This is a genomic window from Pseudomonas sp. 44 R 15, from assembly GCF_900004965.1.
GTDB lineage: Bacteria > Pseudomonadota > Gammaproteobacteria > Pseudomonadales > Pseudomonadaceae > Aquipseudomonas > Aquipseudomonas orientalis_A.
Genome location: NZ_CVTU01000068.1, coordinates 60588 through 78423, shown reverse-complemented (window position 1 = coordinate 78423; position 17836 = coordinate 60588). Strand labels below are relative to the sequence as shown.

19 protein-coding genes and 1 pseudogene are annotated in these 17836 nt (G+C 60.5%); 4 read left to right on the top strand and 16 right to left on the bottom strand.

Going from position 1 to position 17836, the window contains the following annotated elements:
* The first annotated feature begins 509 nt into the window (after window positions 1-509).
* A complete protein-coding gene (locus BFP93_RS29470; RefSeq protein ID WP_081602887.1) occupies window positions 510-815 on the top strand; it encodes a BPSL0761 family protein in 306 nt (101 codons plus the stop codon).
* Between the two features lie 140 nt (window positions 816-955).
* On the opposite strand, the pseudogene BFP93_RS08495 reads toward BFP93_RS29470, so the two are convergent.
* From BFP93_RS08495 to BFP93_RS08480, 4 genes and pseudogenes are all read right to left on the bottom strand, one after another.
* Window positions 956-1543: pseudogene (locus tag BFP93_RS08495) on the bottom strand (Na+/H+ antiporter NhaA); the annotation flags it as partial.
* 314 nt (window positions 1544-1857) lie between these two features.
* Window positions 1858-2787: a catechol 1,2-dioxygenase gene (gene catA, locus BFP93_RS08490; protein ID WP_015372100.1), complete on the bottom strand. Its 930-nt coding sequence runs from the start codon at window positions 2785-2787 to the stop codon at window positions 1858-1860.
* A 41-nt stretch (window positions 2788-2828) separates the two neighbouring features.
* A complete protein-coding gene (catC, locus tag BFP93_RS08485) occupies window positions 2829-3119 on the bottom strand; it encodes a muconolactone Delta-isomerase (RefSeq protein WP_015372101.1) in 291 nt (96 codons plus the stop codon).
* 12 nt (window positions 3120-3131) lie between these two features.
* Complete coding sequence (locus BFP93_RS08480) at window positions 3132-4259, bottom strand: muconate cycloisomerase family protein (protein ID WP_065892731.1); 1128 nt, start codon at window positions 4257-4259, stop codon at window positions 3132-3134.
* Between the two features lie 114 nt (window positions 4260-4373).
* Here BFP93_RS08480 and BFP93_RS08475 point away from each other — a divergent pair, with 114 nt between their 5' ends.
* Window positions 4374-5249 carry a LysR family transcriptional regulator gene (locus BFP93_RS08475; RefSeq protein ID WP_015372103.1) on the top strand — a complete coding sequence of 292 codons (876 nt, stop codon included), beginning with the start codon at window positions 4374-4376 and terminating at the stop codon, window positions 5247-5249.
* A 60-nt stretch (window positions 5250-5309) separates the two neighbouring features.
* Here the strand turns inward: BFP93_RS08475 and BFP93_RS08470 are convergent, their stop codons facing one another.
* The 10 genes from BFP93_RS08470 to BFP93_RS08425 form a co-directional block, all read right to left on the bottom strand.
* Window positions 5310-5807, bottom strand: a complete 498-nt coding sequence (locus BFP93_RS08470) for a flavin reductase (protein ID WP_003232688.1) — start codon at window positions 5805-5807, stop codon at window positions 5310-5312.
* 11 nt (window positions 5808-5818) lie between these two features.
* Complete coding sequence (locus tag BFP93_RS08465; protein ID WP_015372104.1) at window positions 5819-6778, bottom strand: PDR/VanB family oxidoreductase; 960 nt, start codon at window positions 6776-6778, stop codon at window positions 5819-5821.
* Window positions 6779-6828: 50 nt separating this feature from the next.
* The gene (locus BFP93_RS08460; protein ID WP_015372105.1) at window positions 6829-7569 is read right to left on the bottom strand and encodes an SDR family NAD(P)-dependent oxidoreductase; all 741 of its coding nucleotides are present in this window, start codon (window positions 7567-7569) and stop codon (window positions 6829-6831) included.
* An 11-nt stretch (window positions 7570-7580) separates the two neighbouring features.
* Window positions 7581-8057, bottom strand: coding sequence for an aromatic-ring-hydroxylating dioxygenase subunit beta (locus tag BFP93_RS08455; RefSeq protein WP_015372106.1), 477 nt, complete (start codon window positions 8055-8057; stop codon window positions 7581-7583).
* A gap of 15 nt (window positions 8058-8072) precedes the next feature.
* Window positions 8073-9347, bottom strand: coding sequence for an aromatic ring-hydroxylating oxygenase subunit alpha (locus tag BFP93_RS08450; RefSeq protein WP_065892730.1), 1275 nt, complete (start codon window positions 9345-9347; stop codon window positions 8073-8075).
* 19 nt (window positions 9348-9366) lie between these two features.
* A complete protein-coding gene (locus BFP93_RS08445; RefSeq protein ID WP_015372108.1) occupies window positions 9367-9729 on the bottom strand; it encodes a hypothetical protein in 363 nt (120 codons plus the stop codon).
* 16 nt (window positions 9730-9745) lie between these two features.
* Window positions 9746-10918 (bottom strand): indole-3-acetate monooxygenase, encoded by a 1173-nt coding sequence (gene iacA, locus BFP93_RS08440; RefSeq protein ID WP_015372109.1) that lies wholly within the window; start codon window positions 10916-10918, stop codon window positions 9746-9748.
* Window positions 10919-11334: 416 nt separating this feature from the next.
* A complete protein-coding gene (locus BFP93_RS08435; protein ID WP_015372110.1) occupies window positions 11335-11958 on the bottom strand; it encodes an NIPSNAP family protein in 624 nt (207 codons plus the stop codon).
* 71 nt (window positions 11959-12029) lie between these two features.
* Window positions 12030-12581, bottom strand: a complete 552-nt coding sequence (locus BFP93_RS08430; protein ID WP_065892729.1) for a nuclear transport factor 2 family protein — start codon at window positions 12579-12581, stop codon at window positions 12030-12032.
* 1 nt (window position 12582) lies between these two features.
* Window positions 12583-13707 (bottom strand): amidase, encoded by a 1125-nt coding sequence (locus BFP93_RS08425; protein ID WP_065892728.1) that lies wholly within the window; start codon window positions 13705-13707, stop codon window positions 12583-12585.
* A gap of 193 nt (window positions 13708-13900) precedes the next feature.
* On the opposite strand from BFP93_RS08425, the gene BFP93_RS08420 reads away from it, so the two are divergent.
* Window positions 13901-14377: a MarR family winged helix-turn-helix transcriptional regulator gene (locus tag BFP93_RS08420; protein WP_015372113.1), complete on the top strand. Its 477-nt coding sequence runs from the start codon at window positions 13901-13903 to the stop codon at window positions 14375-14377.
* A gap of 138 nt (window positions 14378-14515) precedes the next feature.
* On the top strand, window positions 14516-16000 hold the full coding sequence (locus tag BFP93_RS08415; protein WP_015372114.1) for an aldehyde dehydrogenase family protein: 1485 nt from the start codon (window positions 14516-14518) through the stop codon (window positions 15998-16000).
* A gap of 65 nt (window positions 16001-16065) precedes the next feature.
* Here BFP93_RS08415 and BFP93_RS08410 read toward each other — a convergent pair whose 3' ends face one another.
* Window positions 16066-16485 carry a hypothetical protein gene (locus BFP93_RS08410; RefSeq protein WP_015372115.1) on the bottom strand — a complete coding sequence of 140 codons (420 nt, stop codon included), beginning with the start codon at window positions 16483-16485 and terminating at the stop codon, window positions 16066-16068.
* Between the two features lie 217 nt (window positions 16486-16702).
* Window positions 16703-17602: a transcriptional regulator FeaR gene (gene feaR, locus BFP93_RS08405; RefSeq protein ID WP_065892727.1), complete on the bottom strand. Its 900-nt coding sequence runs from the start codon at window positions 17600-17602 to the stop codon at window positions 16703-16705.
* Window positions 17603-17836 lie beyond the last annotated feature (234 nt).

Genomic DNA, 17836 nt, shown 5'->3' with positions numbered 1-17836 from the left:
GTGGAAAATGAAAGCAGATTTTGAAGAGCATGCTCAGGGCTTGCTTCGGAACAGATCTGATAAACAGAACAGGTTTCTGGACCGGGCCCTGTTAGGCGGATGCGAACTGGAACCGGGTTGAAGGCTCGCCGGCTGATCCACGCATCTAGGGATAACGTTTCAGTAAGAAATACCATAGATCTTTTGAACCCTCACCAAGTCAATGGATGTTTTCAAACACGCAACCAAGGACTGCTGATGGTGGGCGATGTTGGCTATTTGTCGGGGTTTGGTGGCTTCACTTCGGGCAGGGCTAACGTGTTCTGCACAGGAATCCGTTGCGCAGCATAACGCCGATTGATTTCGTCCAAGCACTCACGCATGGGGGCCTTAGCCTAAGGAACCTAGTAGCATGTTCTCTGTGTGGCCGATACGGCACGTCAACTAACTGTAGGTCAAGACATCATAGGAAGCACTCGCCAAGCGTGAGCACCTAATTGCGGCAGCACGATGACCAAGAGGGCTTAAACATGACCATGCCGATTGAACGTACCCGGGCAGTCATCCAAACGGGGGCGTTTCTGCTCGAGCTCTCCCGAGACTTATCGATGCCAGAAAGGGTACGCCGTGACGCCAAATTCCTCCTGCGTCACTATCCATCTCAGTTTCAGGTGCTTCTGGCAGGACGGATTGAAGAAGCGTCAGATACTGACGTGTCCCCGATGGGCCCAGTCTTCAGCTCCGCAATCGATAGCAGCTACCACACCCCGTTCGTTTGCTCTGCAGCCGACAAAGCTTCCAGAGGACATGCTGGGATCGCGCCATCAAAGCCGTGACTGACGCTCGAAAGGTTGTGTTTTTTACCGGCGCCGGCATGTCTGCTGAACGTGGAGTTCCGACTTTCCGTGACAAACTCACAGGCCTTTGAGAAAGGTACGATCCTGAGCGGTTGGGAACGGCAAAGTTTAGCCTTCAAAAGAACAGCAACACCGAGGACAGCGGAAAGAATGGAGCCCATTAGCACCCCAACCTTCACCTCATCGACCAAATGCAGGTTATCCGGGAAAGCCAGCGCCCCGATGAACAGGCTCATTGTGAAACCAATTCCGCACAGCAGCGCTACACCGTACAGCTGAGACCAATCACATTTCTCAGGCAGCTTGGCCAGCCCTGCGCGAATAGCCAGCGCAGCCAAACCAAACACGCCAATTTGCTTGCCTAGCAATAGCCCAAGCGTTACTCCCAGAGGTACCGGGTCGATCAGGTTATTGGGCGAGATACCGGCAAGAGAGACATCCGCATTGGCAAAACCGAAGATGGGTACAACGGCGAAAGCGACCCACGTGGGCATCACCAGGAACACAATAACGCTCAGTGAGGCCAGCAACATGCTGACCGACAAGCCGCTGGTGTAAAACAGGGCGATGATCAGTACAGAACCAAGGTCATCAAAAATCGCCAGCGCGGACAGAAAGATTCTCAACGAAATGGGCACACGTTTACCGAGCAGCGACAGTACGCCCAAGGCAAACGCGATACCGGTCGCTGCAGGAATAGCCGACCCTTGGCGAACAGTGCACGGTACTCAGCCGCGAAATGGCTGAGCGTCGTCTTGATGGTGATGCCAGGCTGGTTCATGTGGCTGGCAATTTTTTCTTATCAGCTAACACGTAACAGGAAGTCTAAAACCGTAGTTGAATATGCAGATCAATTCGGCTGAGTTTCTCCAAAAAAGCCTCTGCGCCAAGCCTGGCCAGCATCCGCTGACCAGGCAACGCAACTAAAGTCTGCTTGCGCCCCCGTTGCGATCTATCGGTCGATAGACTGGCCGACACACCGTAATCCCGAACAGTCAGGTACTCACCTGCCCTACCGCGCTCAATCCTCGAGCGCACGAACGCGCTGCATGCGCTTCTGCTCTACCGGTGCAGCGGCCACCTGCAGCTCAAAGTCGAAATCAATCCGCGCAAAGCGCCCTTGCACGCCCAACTCCCGCGCCAGTTGCTGATCGTCGCTGAAGCGGATTTCGGCGATCAGTTCATCGCGTGTGGCATACGCAAAATCGTCGTGCAAGTACGGGTCATCCGACAGGTTGATCTGTGTGGTCAGGTGCCGGTAACCCGGTGCCGAAATAAAGAAATGGATATGCGCCGGCCGCTGCCCGTGGCGCCCGAGTTGATCAAGCAACTGTTGGGTCGGCCCGGTCGGCGGGCAGCCATAACCCGACGGCACGATGCTGCGGAAACGATAGTTGCCCTGGGCATCGGTTTCGATGCGTCGACGCAGGTTGAACTCCGATTGCGTCGGGTCAAACCACGAATACGTGCCGCCGGTATTAGCTTGCCACACATCGACAATCGCGCCGGCTAGTGGATTGCCGTCGGTATCGCGCACCTGACCACGCATGAACAGCGGCGCGGCGGCATCGGTCCCATCATCCAGCCGCGCTTCGTACTTGGACAACGGCGCACCGGCCACGTAAAGCGGGCCTTCGATGGTACGCGGGGTGCCACCGGTCTTGCCGGCCTCGACATCGGCGGCGTCCATCAACATGTCCAGGTAATGCTCCAGCCCCAGCCCCGCGACGAGCAGCCCGGCTTCCTGGTTCTTGCCCAGTTCGTTGAGGTAGTTGACCGCCTTCCAGAATTCTTCGGGGGTCACCTCCAGGTCTTCGATGATGTTCACGGTGTCGCGCAGAATTCGGTACACCAACGCTTTGGTGCGCGGGTTGCCGCCATCGTTAAGGTTGCCGCTGGCCTCTTCAAGAAACTGTTGAGCGTGGTCGGTCTGTGACAGTCGGGTGGACATAGTGCATTCCTCATCTTGTAATTATTGGGTGAATGACAGGCTTAGCGGTCATCTTCATGGATCGACGAAGGGTGCCGGCACAAGGCGTTCACTTCGATGGCCATATAAGGGAAGAGCGGCAGTTGCATCAGCAGGTCGTGAAGGTCTTGCACGCTGTCGACATCAAACACGCTGTAGTTGGCGTAATGTCCGGCGATACGCCACAGGTGGCGCCATTTTCCTTCCTGTTGCAGACGCTGCGCCAGGGCCTTCTCATCGACCTTGAGGCTGGCCGCGCGCTCGGGGTTCATGTCCAGGGGCAGGTTCACGGTCATTTTCACATGGAACAACATGGCAGGTGCCTCTCAGTGTTTGTCACGACGAAAGAACGCCAGGCGCTCCTCATCGATGGCCAGGCCCAGGCCCGGTGCGGTGGAGACATGCAGGTGGAAATCACGGTACACCAGCGGCTCCGTGAGGATGTCGTCGGTCAGTAGCAGTGGGCCGAACAGTTCGGTGTCCCACGCCAGTTTGTTCAGCGTGAGGAATGCATGCGCCGACGCCAGGGTGCCGATACCGCCCTCGAGCATGGTGCCGCCGTACAGGCCGATGCCCGCCGCCTCGGCGATTGCCGCCGTGCGCAACACCGCGCGGGGGCCGCCGTTCTTGGCGATCTTGAGGGCGAACACCGACGCCGCGCCTTCGCGGGCCAGGTTGAAGGCGTCCTCCACAGATTCGATGGATTCATCCGCCATGATCGGTGCCGGGCTCGACAGGTTGAGCCGCGCCATACCACCGCGGTTATTGCGGGTAATCGGTTGCTCGATCAGGTCGATACCGTTGTCGCCAAGCACCTTGCACGCGCGCAATGCCACCGCCTCGTCCCACGCCTGGTTAACGTCCACGCGCACACTGGCGCGGTCGCCCAGGGCCTTTTTGATTGCGATCACGTGGGCCAGGTCGTGGTCGACCTCACCGGCGCCGATCTTCAATTTGAAGATGCGGTGGCGGCGCAGGTCGAGCATTTTCTCGGCCTCGGCAATGTCCTTTTCGGTGTCGCCGCTGGCCAGGGTCCAGGCCACCGGCAACGCATCGCGCACGCGGCCGCCGAGCAGTTCGCTGACCGGCAGGTTCAAGCGTTTGCCCAGCGCATCGAGCAAGGCGCTTTCGACGCCGGACTTGGCAAAGGTGTTGCCCCGAATACTGCGCTCCAGGCGCAACATGGCCGCATTGATATTGCTGGCGTCCTGGCCGATCAGCAGCGGCGCAAAATGGCGATCGATGTTGACCTTGATGCTGTCGGGGCTTTCATTGCCGTAGCTCAGGCCGCCAATGGTGGTGGATTCGCCGATGCCCTCGATGCCGTCGGCGCAGCGCACGCGGATGATCACCAAGATCTGGTTCTGCATCGTGTGCATCGCCAGCTTGTGCGGGCGAATGGTGGGCAGGTCGACGATGATGGTCTCGATCGACTCTATGGCGCAAATGGGCATGGCGATACCTGTTGAGTTCTTTTTAGATTTGATCCGATTCTGTTCCCTATTCTTCAGGGCATCCAATATAGAATGAGTCTCGAACAATACCCTTAGGGTATGGAGGGAGTGATCATGGAACTACGTCACCTGCGTTATTTCCAAGCGCTGGGGGCAACCCTTAACTTCACCCGCGCCGCCGAACGCCTGCACATCGCCCAACCGCCCTTGAGCCGGCAGATCCAGCAACTGGAGGATGAGCTGGGGGTTGTTCTGCTCGAACGCGGCCGGCCGCTGCGGCTGACCGAGGCCGGACGGTTTTTTTATGAGCATGCCAATGTGCTGCTGGAACAGCTGAACACGGTGTGCGCCAACACGCGGCGCATCGGCCAGGGAGAGAAGACTTGGCTGGGCATCGGCTTTGCGCCGTCGACCCTGTATGGCGTGTTGCCGGAACTGATTCGCATGCTGCGCACCCACGAGGCGCTGGAGCTGGAATTGGGGCTGTCGGAGATGACCACCTTACAACAGGTCGAAGCGCTCAAGGCCGGGCGGATCGATGTGGGTTTCGGGCGAATCCGCATCGACGACTCGGCCATCGTCCAGCGCGTACTGGTGGAAGATCGACTAGTCGCCGTATTGCCCGCCCGCCACCCGTTGCTGGCCGCACCAGCCACCCTCGCCCAGTTGGCCGCAGAGCCTTTTGTGCTGTACCCCGGCAATCCGCGTCCCAGTTATGCAGACCATGTGATCGCGCTGTTCGACGCCCATGGCCTGAGCCTCAAGGTGGCGCAATGGACCAACGAATTGCAGACCGCCATCGGCCTGGTCGGCGCGGGCATGGGTGTGACGTTGGTACCGGCTTCGGTGCAGGTGCTGCACCGCGCGGACATCGGCTACACGCCTGTTGTGGAAACCACTGCGACCTCGCCGATCATTCTGAGCCGGCGGATGAATGACCAGTCGCCGGGGCTTACACATTGCCTGCAGTTGGTGGAAGAATTGATCTGAGTTCCTCCGGCCGGGTTTGTCTGAACCCGGCTACCGTTCGCTCTCCAGCGAACGTGGCATTCAGCAAGCCTTGGAGGCTTCACCCAGGCGGTGATAGGCGCGGTTGAAATATACCAGGCCCTCGTCCGCACCGCTCTGGCGAATGGTCTGCACCTCGCAGTAGAAAATACTGTGGGAACCCACTTCGTGGACCTGCGCGATCCGGCAGTCGAAGTTCACCAGCGCTTCGAGCATCACCGGCGCGCCGCTTTCCAGGGTGGTCCACCCCGTCACAGCAAAGCGCTCATCCATGCTCAGCGTGCGGTCGGCGAAAGCACCGGACAGGTGCTGATGATCGCCGCATAGGGTGTTAACACACACCACGCCATTGCGCTTGAAATGCTCGTTGGAATGAGAGGAACGGTTCATGCACACCAACAGCGTGGGCGGTGAGTCGGTCACGCTGCAGACCGCCGACGCTGTAAAGCCGAACCGTCCTGCGGCGCCATCGGTGGTGATGACCGACACGGCACCGCCCAGCATGGCCATTGCATTGCGAAAGCTGCCTACATCTATCATGGTCGTTCCCCTTAGATATCCAGCACGAGTTTTTTGGATTTGGCTCGTGAACAGCACACTAGAATTTGGTCATTGCCGGCCTTTTCATCGTCCGTGAGGTACACGTCGCGATGGTCCGGCTCTCCTTCGAGCACGTCGCACAGGCAGGTCCCGCACACCCCCTGCTCGCAGGAAATCTCGATCTTGACGCCCACCTGCGCCAGCGCGGCGAGAATGCTCTGCCCTTCGGCCACCTGCACGGTCTTGCCGCTGCGTGCGGCCACCACTTCAAAACTGCCACCCGAGTTGTCCACTTCCACCTGGAAATATTCCTTGTGGATGTGCGACTCGCTGTAGCCCTGCTTGCGCGCGCCCTGGATCACCCAGTCCATGAACCCTGCGGGGCCGCAGGTATACATGTGCACGCCGGCCTCGCCCTTGCCCAGCACCTTGGCCAGATAGAGCTTCTGCTCGGGCCCTTCGTCATCGAAGTGGGTGAACACCTGCGCGGCAAACGGTGCGCTGGCCAGTTCCGCGAGGAACGCACTGCGCTTACGCTCACGCCCGCAGTAGTGCAGTTCGAAAGTTTGGCCGGCCGCGTGCAACGCATAGGCCATGGCAATGATCGGCGTGACACCGATACCGCCACCCAACAGCACTGAACGCCGCGCATCGGCCGCCAGCGCAAACAGGTTGCGCGGCAGGCTTATCTGCACCTCGTGACCTTCGAGCAGGATGTCATGCACCCCGACCGAACCACCGCGCGAGGCCGGATCCCTGAGCACACCCAGGCGATACAGGCTCGGGTCGGCAGGGTTGCTGCACAACGAGTACTGGCGCACCAGCCCCGGCCCGATATGGATATCGACGTGCGCACCGGCATCGAACATCGGCAGCGGCGCGCCGTCACGGCGGGTCAGGTCCAGGACGACAACACCGTCCCCTTGCAGCTCGCGCTTGCGCACGACTACGTCCAACAGTTCTTCAGTCATGGCCATTATTCCATGGAGTTCGCAAAGGCCGCCGTAGCGGCCGGTATCAGTCAGCGCATGAACAGGCCGCCATTCACATCCCAAGTGGCTCCGGTAGCGAAATACGCCTCGGGGCGTGCCAACTGCACAATCAAGTCACCGAGAAAATCCGCATCGCCCAGGCGCTGCACCGGAATATTGGCCATCAGGCCCGGCAAGCGTTCGGCCGGAATCGCCGCGCGCACCGCCGCCGATTCGATAGGGCCTGGGGCAATCGCGTTGACCGTCACCCCGCGCGCGGCAAATTCCTTGGCGAAGATCTTGGTCAGCGTCACGATGCCGCCCTTGCTCGCGGCATAATGCGCGCCGGTCGCGGTGCCGCCGTTTTGCCCGGCCAGGGAGGCCATGTTGATGATGCGTCCATAGCCGGTTTCGGCCATGTGCGCGCCCAGCACCTGGCAGCCAAGGAACACACTGCGCAGGTTCAGGCCGACCACGGCGTCGAATTCCTCGGGGCTGATCTGCATCAGCGGCGTGGTCTTAGTGACGGCCGCGTTATTGACCACCACGTGCAGCGCGCCGAAACGCGCCAGCACCTGCTCCAGGCCCGCTTCGAAATCGGCCTTGCTGCCGGCGTCCAGTTGCAGCGCAAGCGTGTGCTCGCCGGCGGGATCCAACTGTTTGGCGCAGGCTTGCGCGGCGTCAAGGTTGAGGTCGGTAATGACCACCGAGTACCCGGCCCGCAGCAGGCTCGCGCAGAAATGCTGCCCCAGGCCCTGACCCGCGCCCGTCACCAATGCGATCTGGCTCATTTCGGCGCTCCTTAAAGGATGTAGCCGATACCGGCAAGGGCATCGTCACTGTTGATCAGGCTGACCACTTTGCGCTGGATCTTGAAACCACCCTCGCTGCGGATCAGTTGGTAGGTGAGGTCGGCGCTGTAGAACTTCAGGCTTTCCTTGCGGAACTCACGGATGTTCTGCGCGCAGCGCACCGTCACCTGCACGCCGTCATCGGCCAACACCCGAAACCGCGACTGCATGCGCACCGTGCGCGGTTGCGGGCTGGTGGAAATCGATTCGCCGCCGGTCAGGCGTTGCACCCGCAGCTCACGCATATGATGGTCGTCGTAGGCGTAGTTGAGGGTGTTCTCGAAGTCGGTTTCCAGAGGATCGATGGGTATGATGTAGGTGCCCTTCTCGGTCCACATCTTCAACCAGCCGTCGTATTCCCCGTGGTCGAGCATGTCGCCTTCCTGCCAGATGAAAGCGGTCACTTCGTGCAGTAATTGCAGGTTCATAAGGTTCTCCACGGGTCAGGCCGACATCATCTTTTTCCACTGCTGATAGGCCGCGCGCATGCCGGTTTCGGCACTCACATCGGATACCAGCCCGTCTGCACTGGCCTGCTCGCCGGGCAAGCCGCGGTTGAGCATGATCCACAGGCGTTCACCGGCGCTGGCGCCCTTCTGGACCCGTTCCCAGGCCTCGGAATCGTCCGGGGTGCCGAAGCCCATCGGGCCCTGGAAGTGCTCATGCAGACGCAGGCGATAACGGTTGGCCACGGCCGGGCCGCCGTCCATGGTGATCACCGAGTGGTGGATTTCGGTCTCGGTCACCGAGATCGGTTGCAGCACCCGGAAGAACGCCATCGAGCAAGCGACATTGGGGAACAGGTTGAGGTTGAAGCCGGTGCCGCCGACCGCACGCACGATCCGGCGCACCTGTTGCTCTTCGATACCTCCGTCACGCAGCTCGGCCGCGAGGCCTTCGAAGCGCTCGGGGATCGGTTTGTCCAGGTCGGCTTCGAGGTCGATCAGGTCGGGAATCATCACCATCACGCTGTGGCCGTTGCCCAGGTCCTCGACGTAGCCGGGGCCCTTGACGAAGTCGAACAGCGCCAGGGTCTGCTCGTCCACCGACGACAGAAAGCTCTTGTGCACCAACGGGAAGTGGTAGGCGTCGGTGGTGTTTTCCAGCTGGATCTTCCAGTTGCCGGGGAAACGGAAGCGGTGTTCGCCCGGAACCTTGATGCCATAGCCGGCGCCCTGTTTCATGAACAGGTCCATCCATTTTTTCGCCGCGCCGAGGTAGTCCTCCAGCGGCTCGATGTCGTCCTTGAACGTGGCGAAGATCATGCCGGCATAGCTTTCGGTGCGCAGGCTGACCAGCGGCAGCTCGGCCTTGTCGATGCAATCGCCGTAGCTTTCCGGGTGCGGAATACCGCGCAGCGAGCCATCGAGCGCGTAGCCCCAGCCGTGGTACGGGCAGACGAAGCTGTTGGTCTTGCCTTTCTTGTGTTCGCATACGGTGGCGCCACGGTGACGGCAGCGGTTGAGCAGCACGTGCACGTCTTTCTTGCGGTCACGCACCACGATCACCGGCTGCTTGCCGATATAGGTGGTCTTGTAGCTGCCGTTGTCGGGGATCTCGCTTGCGTGGGCAACCCAGATCCAGGTGCTGTAGAAAATCTTCTCCAGCTCGGCGTCGAACAGTTGCGCGTCGGTGTACATCGAGGTGTGGACGCGGTCGGCCTGAACCAGGTCGGCGGGGTCGACGTCAAGGTTTACTGCGGGAATCAGCTTGCTCATGGGAGTGTCCTCGTCGGCATCAAGTACGCTGAATGATCAGCTCGCGCCCAACCCGGGCTTCGATCTTGGTGTAGCGCCACAGCTTGTACGGGCCATCTCCCACGGGTGTTGTGCGAAACAGGTTGCAGGCGGCATGCACGGTATCGATGTCCGGCACGTCGGCCAGCAGGTAGGTGGTCCAGGGGAAGCCATCGGAAGGCCCGACCATGCTCTGGTCGTCATCCATGTTGCCCAGCACCTTGACGCCGGCGAGGTCGTGAATGCCGTTCCACATTGCACTGAACGCTGCCCACACCTGCAATTGCTCGTCGCGCGCGGCATCGAAAAAATTCTGGTTGATGCCCATGCAGAACAGCACGCGCAAGGTCTTTTTATCGCTCATTTTATTTCCTCGACGGTTAGAGGTAGCCAGGCAAAGGCTGTTTGCCGAAGAACATGGCTCCGGCGTTTTGATAGGTGATGTCGCCCATGAAGGCGTGCTGGGTCACCACTTGGGCGTCGTTGACGCAGCGGGCCAGCGGGCTGTCGTTGTACACGCCGCTCATGCCCGAGAGCATTTGCGCGGTACGCGCCACATCGGCGGCGACGCGGGTGGCATGGGTCGACGACAGCCGCAGCAGGTTAGTCGCGGTCACGGGTACCGCGTCGCCGGCCAGGACGTAGTCCCAGGCGCGGTCGATGGATTCGTAGAAAAACGCCCGTGCGGCACGCAACTCGGCTTCGGCACGGGCAATGTCGACCTGGGCCAGGGGCCGATCGGCAATCGCCGGGGCGCCAGTGACCGAGACACGCCCACTGGCCATGTCGGCCAGGGCATCGAGTGCCGCACGGGCAACGCCCAAGCTGACCACCGAGAGCACCTGGGTGGCGAATGACAGCGATGGGTAGCGGAAGAACGGCTCGTCCAGATTCGGCAAGCCGCCACGCACGAACGTCCACTCTTCGCAGACCCGCACATGTTCGGCGACCAGGTCATGGCTACCGGTACCGAGCAGGCCGACGGTGTCCCAGGTTTCGTCGATGCGGATCGCGCTGCGCGGCATTACCGCAATGCGTGGCAGGCCGAAAGTGTCGCCGTTTTTCGGGGCGATGCCGACGCCGACAATGTCGGAGCCCAGGGAGCCGCTGGAATATTTCCAACGACCATTGACCACAAAACCGCCTTCGACCACTTCCGCCGGTTGCGGCGGGAAGATGCCACCGGCGAACACCACGTCCGGACCGTTGGCATACACCTTGGCGATGCTCTCCAGCGGCAGCGCCGCGAGGTACACCGGGCTCATGCCGAAGCTGGCAACCCAACCGGCGGAACCATCGGCCTGGGCAATACGCTCGATCACCTGGCAGAACTCGGCCGGCGAACACTCCAGGCCACCAAAGCGCTTGGGCACCAGTGCCCGGTAAACGCCGTGCTGCTTGAAGGCCTCGATCACGTCCTGGGAAATGTGGCGCTGGCAGTCGAACTCGCCGGCTCGGGCACGTTCACGCACATCGACCAGCAAGGCTTCGAAGGCGGGGCCACTGGCAAGCGAGCTCACCGTATCAACCGCTGGTTTTTTAAGCGAATGCATAGATTGACTCCGTTTTCAGGAACGGTATTGGGCTGGGCGGGAATTCAGCGTCGAGCGGGGACGCGGGGCGTAACGAGGGCGATGGATCGGCATAGTGGTTACCTTTGTTTTTGTGGGTGCCGTTGGGGTGAATTTGAGCTTGGTTACGTGAATTGTCAATTGATTTATCACGCTTAAAAACAATACTAATCACGTAATATTTTGCGTAAATATTGGATGAAATAAGTATTACTCATTGTTTTAAATGGGATTATCGTTAATAAATTAAAAATTTATTTTTAAAAAATATAAAAATTTAGGAGCGAGCTTGCCCGCTAAAAACCTCAACGATGACGTGTACCACCTGGATAAACGCGGTGTCTGAGAGTTCTCCGCTAGCAAGCTCGCTCCTACAGGGGGTGCTCTGTGCAATTTTTTCAGCGCAGCGGCGAGAACGGCGCCGGCAGATAGACCGTGGAGTGCATCTGCAACAGTTGCGGCGCGGAATTTTCCGGCGGCCAGGCGCCTTCGGCCACGGCGCGAGTGCGCACTTCAAGGCGCTGTTCCAGCGAGCTGTAGGGCCAGATGTGCAAGTAGCGCGGAATCTGCCCGCTGGTGGCATAGAACGCGGCATACACCTGGGAATAGTCCGGTCCGGTGCGCCGCTCCACGGCCTTGACCCAACCACGCAACGTCGGTGCCAGCCCGCTGGGCACGAGGTTGTATTCGCGCAATTCATAGAACGGGCCATGAGCCCCGGGAGGCAGCGGTTCGACAAAATCGAAGGCGCTGTAATCATCCACTTGCTGTTCAAGCAGAAATTCGCCGATCGCAAAGCCATCGGACGCCAGCAGATAGCGCTCGCGTTCGCGTTCACGACAGCCGCCATCGTCGAACCCGCGCAGCACCGCGATAAGATTCTGCGAGCCGATTTCCGATACCCAGCAGCCCATCAAATGCACGCCCTCGCCCGCCTCGCGCAAACTCTGCTCCAGGCGTGGCAAGGCTTGCGGCACGGTGCGTACACGCAAGGTGAAGGTCAACAGTTCGAACAGTTTCAAAGCAATCTCCAGGCGCCACGCGCACAGCGCGCCCGCCGTTATCGGCAGTCGCGGAATATGAAAGTCAGGGGTTATTCGTGAGCGCTATCGCTCACCTGTGCGGCAGGCTTGGGCACCGGCAGCTCGGCGTCGCTGCTCCACGCCTGTACCGGGCGGCTGAACAGGTTTTCGGTCTGGAAATGCGCCATGCGCCACTGCCCGTCTTCCTCGGCAAAGCGCACGCTCAGACGCGCGGCGTTGAGGTGGGAGGCGCCGCTGGCGAAGGTGGACGTCTGCAACATCACCCAACTGCCGACCACGGCGGCGTCCCGCGCCTCGATAAGCTCGCTGGCGAGGAAGTGCACATTGAGGGCAAAGTGCGCCGGGGTTTTCATGTAGCCGGCGAACATCGCGGCAATGGCTGCGCGCCCGCGATAGCCGCCGAAGCTCTGGACGTACTTGGCGCCCTTGCCCTCCCACACCGCATCTTCGGTGAACAAGCCGGCCAGTTCGTCGAGCGGCGTGTGTGCGTCGAGGGCGTCACACAACACCATGTAGCGGTTCATGCAGGCGCGGACGCTGTCCTGGATCTCAAAGCGACGCAGGCGTTGTTCCAAGTCTGCGCGGGGAATGCTTGTGCTCATTTCAGCCACCATGCCCAGCGTACAGGCTTTCAAGCAGGCGACCGGCGATGGCCAGCAGTTGCTCATCCGCGCCCTTGGCGGCCACCAGTTGCAGGCCAACCGGCAGGCCCTCGGCACTGGCTAGCGGGATGCTCAGCGCCGGATGCCCCGACAGGTTGAACGGGCGGACGAAGGCGGTCATGCCCAGCACCGCCTGGGTGTCGGTCGCCTCGGCCAGGGTCAAGGGGAAGTCCGGCATGGTTGGCAGCACCAGCACGTCGACCTGTTGCAGCGCCGCATCGACTTCGGCGGTGAAGCGCAGGCGCACCTGCTCGGCCTCGGCCAGCGCAGTGGCCGTGGTGTTGTCGGCGGCCGCCAGGCGCGCGGCGATGTCGGCGCCGACCTTGCCGGTGTCCAGCAAATGTCCGCAGGCATCGAAGGTCTCGCGGTTGATCACCACCATGCCGGCGTCATAGGCCGCCTTGAGGCTGGGCAGCGTGAGGGGTTCATTGGGCAATTGGCTGCCGGCGATGGCAGCGTCGATCACGCGCTGTACTTCCTTGCTGGCCTGCACCGTCACAATCCCCAGGCGCGGCGCGGCGGGTGTCGGCACGGGCTTGAAGGTCGTGTCGATCGCCTGCATGGCCGTGACCAGCATCGGCAGGCTCGCGGCAAACGGGCCGACACAGTCGAGGCTGCTGTGCGTCGGCATAACGCCACGGCGGCTGACCCGTCCGAACGTCGGCTTAAAACCGAACACACCACAGCAACACGCGGGGATGCGCACCGAACCGCCGGTATCCGTACCCAGGGAGAAATCCGCCAGCCCCGCAGCCACGGCAGCTGCCGAGCCGCTGGAGGAACCGCCTGGAATACGCCCCGGAAAACGCGGGTTCGGCGCGGTGCCGGCCCAGTGATTGATGCCCGTGGTGCCGAACGCCAGCTCGTGCAGACTGGTTTTCGCCGCCAGGCGACAGCCCTTGTCCAGCAAGGCCTGCACCACATCGGCGTGGGCGGTGGCCGGCGCGGCATCCGCCAGGGCCTGGCTCGACGCACGCGTTGGCAGGCCGGCGATATCGATAGTGTCCTTGACCATCACGGTCGGACCATCGCCGCCAAGGGAAAGCTGTTCAATCACCAGGGTCATGTCACGTCACCTTCAGTACGAATTACGGAATACGGACGCCCGATGCGCCCTTTCCTTTTTTTCACACTCACCGAATATTACGTGAATTGTCAATTATATTTATGATTGTCGACCCAGACCGTACGGCTCAATAACCGTGCCCAATTCACGAGAAAAGTCTATGATTACTCGCCTCCTCTGACATGAGCACGCCATGACTTCTGTAAAAAAAACCGCAAACCGCTACGACCCCGGCAGCGAAAACTTTCACAAGGAAGACTTTCCGTTCTACTGGCTGGCCATGGTGCATGGCCGCTACAGCCAGTACATGGAAAAGGCGTTGAAGAAAATCGGCCTGGATATCCCGCGCTGGCGCGTGCTGCTGATCCTCAAGGAGAACGGCCAGTCGAGCATTTCTGAGATTTCCACCCACGCGATCGCCAAGCTGTCTACCATCACCAAGACGGTCTATCGCATGAAGGAAGATGGCCTGGTCGATACCGCGCCCTGCGAGGACGACGGCCGCGTCACCCAGGTGCGAATCACCCCTGAGGGCCGCGCGGCGATCGAACGCATCCAGGTGGCGACCCGCGATGTATTCAAACGCAGCTTCACCGGCATGACTGAAGCGCAGATCCAGCGCCTGAGCCGCCTGCTCGAAACGGTGTTCGACAACCTCGGCGAGCCCTAGGCCAGCCGCGACATAGCCTGTCGCGCATAGTCAACTTCCTGGCAGGCTTGAACAAGCAGCCAGGCGCGTATCGGCTTTTAATGCAGAGGTCTTTCGAGCGCCCAACGGGCGCGACGAACCTTTCACTGGAGCCCCGCCATGCACATTGCCTTATTGCCCTCAGTCGTTGCTTTCCTGGGTCGCGATCATTCCAACTTCATCGATGGCGCCGTGCACACCAGCGCGTCAGCGCAGCGCATCGGCGTGATCGACCCCGGCACCGGCGAGACCGTTGCGCAGTTGCGTGATGCGCAGGCCGAAGATGTGAACCTGGCCGTCGACAGCGCGGCTACCGCCTTCAAGGGCGCTTGGGCACAGGTCACGCCTTACCAGCGCGGCGTCCTGCTCAACCGCCTGGCAGATCTGATAGAAGCCAACGGCGAAGAACTGGCGCAATTGGAAACCCTGAGTTCCGGCAAATCGATCAACCTGTCGCGGCATATCGAAGTGGGCCAGAGCGCGGTGTTCCTGCGCTACTTCGCCGGCTGGGCGAGCAAGATCGGCGGCCAGACAATGACCCCGTCGTTTCCGGCCATGGACGGCGAGCAGTACAGCGCCTACACCCTGCGCGAACCGGTGGGCGTGGTGGCGGCCATCGTGCCGTGGAACTTCTCGTTGATGATCGGCGTATGGAAGCTCGGCGCCGCGCTGACTACCGGCTGCACCGTCGTGCTCAAACCCAGCGAATACACGCCGCTGTCTCTGCTACGCCTGGCAGAACTGGCGATTGAGGTCGGGATTCCGGCGGGCGTGATCAACGTGGTCAACGGCCGTGGCCAGGTCGGTCAGCAGTTGATCGCACACCCGCAGGTGCGCAAGGTGTCGTTCACCGGCTCGGTGCCCACCGGCATTGCCGTGGGCAAGGCCGCCATGGCCGCCGACCTGACCCGCGTCACTCTGGAACTGGGCGGCAAGAACGCGGCGGCACTACTGGCCGATGCCAATGTCGATGACGCCGTGGCGCGCTTCGTGCAGTCGGCCTATGTGCATCAGGGTCAAGTGTGCGCCTCACCGGAGCGCTTGTTCGTGCACTGCTCCCTCGTCGAGCAAGTGACGCAGAAGATGGCCGCGATGCTGTCGCAGATGGTCATCGGTTCGCCCCTGGACGAACACGCCCAGTTCGGCCCGCTGTCGAACAAGCCGCACTTCGACAAAATCCTCGGCTTTTTCGACCGCGCCCTGCAGGGCAACCAGGTGGTGTGCGGCGCACGTGCAGTGGACCGCGCCGGTTACTACGTGGAACCGACGCTGATCGTGGCCACCGGCAAGGACGACCCACTGCTGCACGAAGAAACCTTCGGCCCGGTGGTGTGCGTGCTGGGGTTCGACGATGAAGAAGAACTGGTCGAGCTAATGAACGACAGCCCGTTCGGCCTTACCGCCAGCATCTGGACCAACGACCTGTCCAAGGCCTTGCGTCTGATCCCGCGAATCGAAGCGGGCACGGTGTGGGTCAACATGCACACCTTCGTCGACCCCAGCGTGCCGTTTGGCGGGATGAAAGCGTCGGGTGTCGGGCGTGAGTTCGGCAGTGCGTTTATCGACGATTATACCGAGCTGAAATCGGTGATCATCCGCTACTGACACGAAGGAACTTGAGGGCAGATCAAAAGCAGATCTCTATCTACCTGATAGGTAGAGATCCAACATTATTTGTGAACGAGTACGGCAGACACGCATCGCCCCGCCGTACTCAACTGCTCCTCGTTGCCGGCCGGAGTCACGTCCCACGTCACCCAGGTGTAGGCCGACTCATCGTTGAGTTGCACCAACCGGTTGAGATGGATGACGGTGCTCCTGGAGCCCGCCATCAGGTGCTGAACCAGGCCGGTAAGCTGCGCCTTGCCCTGATAACGTTCCGCTACCCCTTCGCCGGTGATCTGGGTCTGCTCGGTGTAGACCTGCTCGACAACTGTCCTGGCGTCTTTCTTCGGCCGGCTGGCGGCAATACCGTTCAGCTTGTTCTCAATGGTGCTCTGCAACGGTTCGGAGGATTGCGCCTGCGCGTGTGGAAAGCCGCAGGCCAGTGCAGCCAGAAGCACAAGGGAAGACGATACTTTCTTGGTCATGAAGCACCCGTTTCAATGAATGAATGGATCAGATCGCTGTGGGCCGGTTTCTAAGCTGGTACACAGAAATTCTGATGCAGTCGGGCGCCGATTGATTGGACATGCTGGACAGCATTTTGCAAATTATTGTCAGGTTGCGCTCAAATCGCGGACAACAAAAAGCCGCGCGGATGCGACACGAAAGCAGTCATATCCGCACGGTTCGCTGAACCCGGACTCAGCGCCCGCGACTTCTGTAGGTGCTCGGTGTCAGCCCCGTCTGCTTTTTGAACGTCTTGGAAAAATGCGCCGAGTCGGCAAACCCCCAATAGCTGGCGATCTCGGTGATCGAGCGATGCGAGCAAACGGGGTCGCGCAAATCCTGCGCCGCCTTCAACAGCCGCTCACGCATAATGTACCGGCAAACACTGTCGCCACTGGCCTCGAACAGCCGGTAGAGCTGGCGGCTGGAAATCCCAAGTTCTTCGGACAACGACGCCGGCGACAGCCGCGGTGAGTCGAGCCGCTGCTGGATGACCGATTGCACTTCATGCAACTGCCACCCCGGCGAGTGGTCGCTGGCGCGGTACTCCATCACCGACTCAAGCAAGGCAACCAAGGCTCGTTGCACGCCGTCGCCATCCTGCGGGCAAGACCACTGAGCCAGCTCGCCTCCAGCGACCTGACGCACCAGCGTGCCAAGCAGTTGACCACAACCCCCCGTAGTCGACAGTTTGCCGAAGCGGGCGCGCTCCAGGTCCTTGAACAGCTCACGCGGCAGAGGGATCGACACATGGGAAAACAACCCCTGGGGGATCATTTTTACCCCCTCGGAAAAGTCGAGCAAAGCAAGGTCACCCGCCCGCAGGTCAACCACCCGGTCCCCCAGTTCAATGGCCATTGAACCCTGCTGTTGTAACACAAGGAAACACCGGCCCACTGAATCGCGCCCGCTTGACCGACTATCCATGGCAATCACATGGGCATTGCTGCGGATGTGAGCAACAGCCGTGCTGCCTATCAGTGTTTGTTTCATTTCCCCGATGAAAAGGCTCTGGCAATGGTCATAGCGCGTTTCGAAACGACCGCAAGCCGCGTTCACACTTTCGTTCCATGCCGACAACGCTTGACCATTCATCATATTCTCCCAGGGGCACGCCCATTATTAGTGCGCTTTTCACGTGATTCAGGTAACAAAAAAATCTTACTTTTAATGATTAAGCACAGAGCGCGCCAACTCGCAAAAAAATCAACTGGAAGGCCGTAGTTTGCCTGCTGTTGCCAAACCTTTGTGCAAGGGCGCGAGCCCATATAGTTCGCAGACCAGGCCCGATAGCCTGTGGTGTCGACCACGCGCTGCGAAATCCAACTT

Bases quoted from the DNA above. Each gene is read 5' to 3' on its own strand.
- BFP93_RS29470 (WP_081602887.1), top strand. From the start codon at position 510: ATGACCATGCCGATTGAACGTACCCGGGCAGTCATCCAAACGGGGGCG.
- catA (WP_015372100.1), bottom strand. From the start codon at position 2,787: ATGTCCACCCGACTGTCACAGACCGACCACGCTCAACAGTTTCTTGAA.
- catC (WP_015372101.1), bottom strand. From the start codon at position 3,119: ATGTTGTTCCATGTGAAAATGACCGTGAACCTGCCCCTGGACATGAAC.
- BFP93_RS08480 (WP_065892731.1), bottom strand. From the start codon at position 4,259: ATGCCCATTTGCGCCATAGAGTCGATCGAGACCATCATCGTCGACCTG.
- BFP93_RS08475 (WP_015372103.1), top strand. From the start codon at position 4,374: ATGGAACTACGTCACCTGCGTTATTTCCAAGCGCTGGGGGCAACCCTT.
- BFP93_RS08470 (WP_003232688.1), bottom strand. From the start codon at position 5,807: ATGATAGATGTAGGCAGCTTTCGCAATGCAATGGCCATGCTGGGCGGT.
- BFP93_RS08465 (WP_015372104.1), bottom strand. From the start codon at position 6,778: ATGACTGAAGAACTGTTGGACGTAGTCGTGCGCAAGCGCGAGCTGCAA.
- BFP93_RS08460 (WP_015372105.1), bottom strand. From the start codon at position 7,569: ATGAGCCAGATCGCATTGGTGACGGGCGCGGGTCAGGGCCTGGGGCAG.
- BFP93_RS08455 (WP_015372106.1), bottom strand. From the start codon at position 8,057: ATGAACCTGCAATTACTGCACGAAGTGACCGCTTTCATCTGGCAGGAA.
- BFP93_RS08450 (WP_065892730.1), bottom strand. From the start codon at position 9,347: ATGAGCAAGCTGATTCCCGCAGTAAACCTTGACGTCGACCCCGCCGAC.
- BFP93_RS08445 (WP_015372108.1), bottom strand. From the start codon at position 9,729: ATGAGCGATAAAAAGACCTTGCGCGTGCTGTTCTGCATGGGCATCAAC.
- iacA (WP_015372109.1), bottom strand. From the start codon at position 10,918: ATGCATTCGCTTAAAAAACCAGCGGTTGATACGGTGAGCTCGCTTGCC.
- BFP93_RS08430 (WP_065892729.1), bottom strand. From the start codon at position 12,581: ATGAGCACAAGCATTCCCCGCGCAGACTTGGAACAACGCCTGCGTCGC.
- BFP93_RS08425 (WP_065892728.1), bottom strand. From the start codon at position 13,707: ATGACCCTGGTGATTGAACAGCTTTCCCTTGGCGGCGATGGTCCGACC.
- BFP93_RS08420 (WP_015372113.1), top strand. From the start codon at position 13,901: ATGACTTCTGTAAAAAAAACCGCAAACCGCTACGACCCCGGCAGCGAA.
- BFP93_RS08415 (WP_015372114.1), top strand. From the start codon at position 14,516: ATGCACATTGCCTTATTGCCCTCAGTCGTTGCTTTCCTGGGTCGCGAT.
- BFP93_RS08410 (WP_015372115.1), bottom strand. From the start codon at position 16,485: ATGACCAAGAAAGTATCGTCTTCCCTTGTGCTTCTGGCTGCACTGGCC.
- feaR (WP_065892727.1), bottom strand. From the start codon at position 17,602: ATGAATGGTCAAGCGTTGTCGGCATGGAACGAAAGTGTGAACGCGGCT.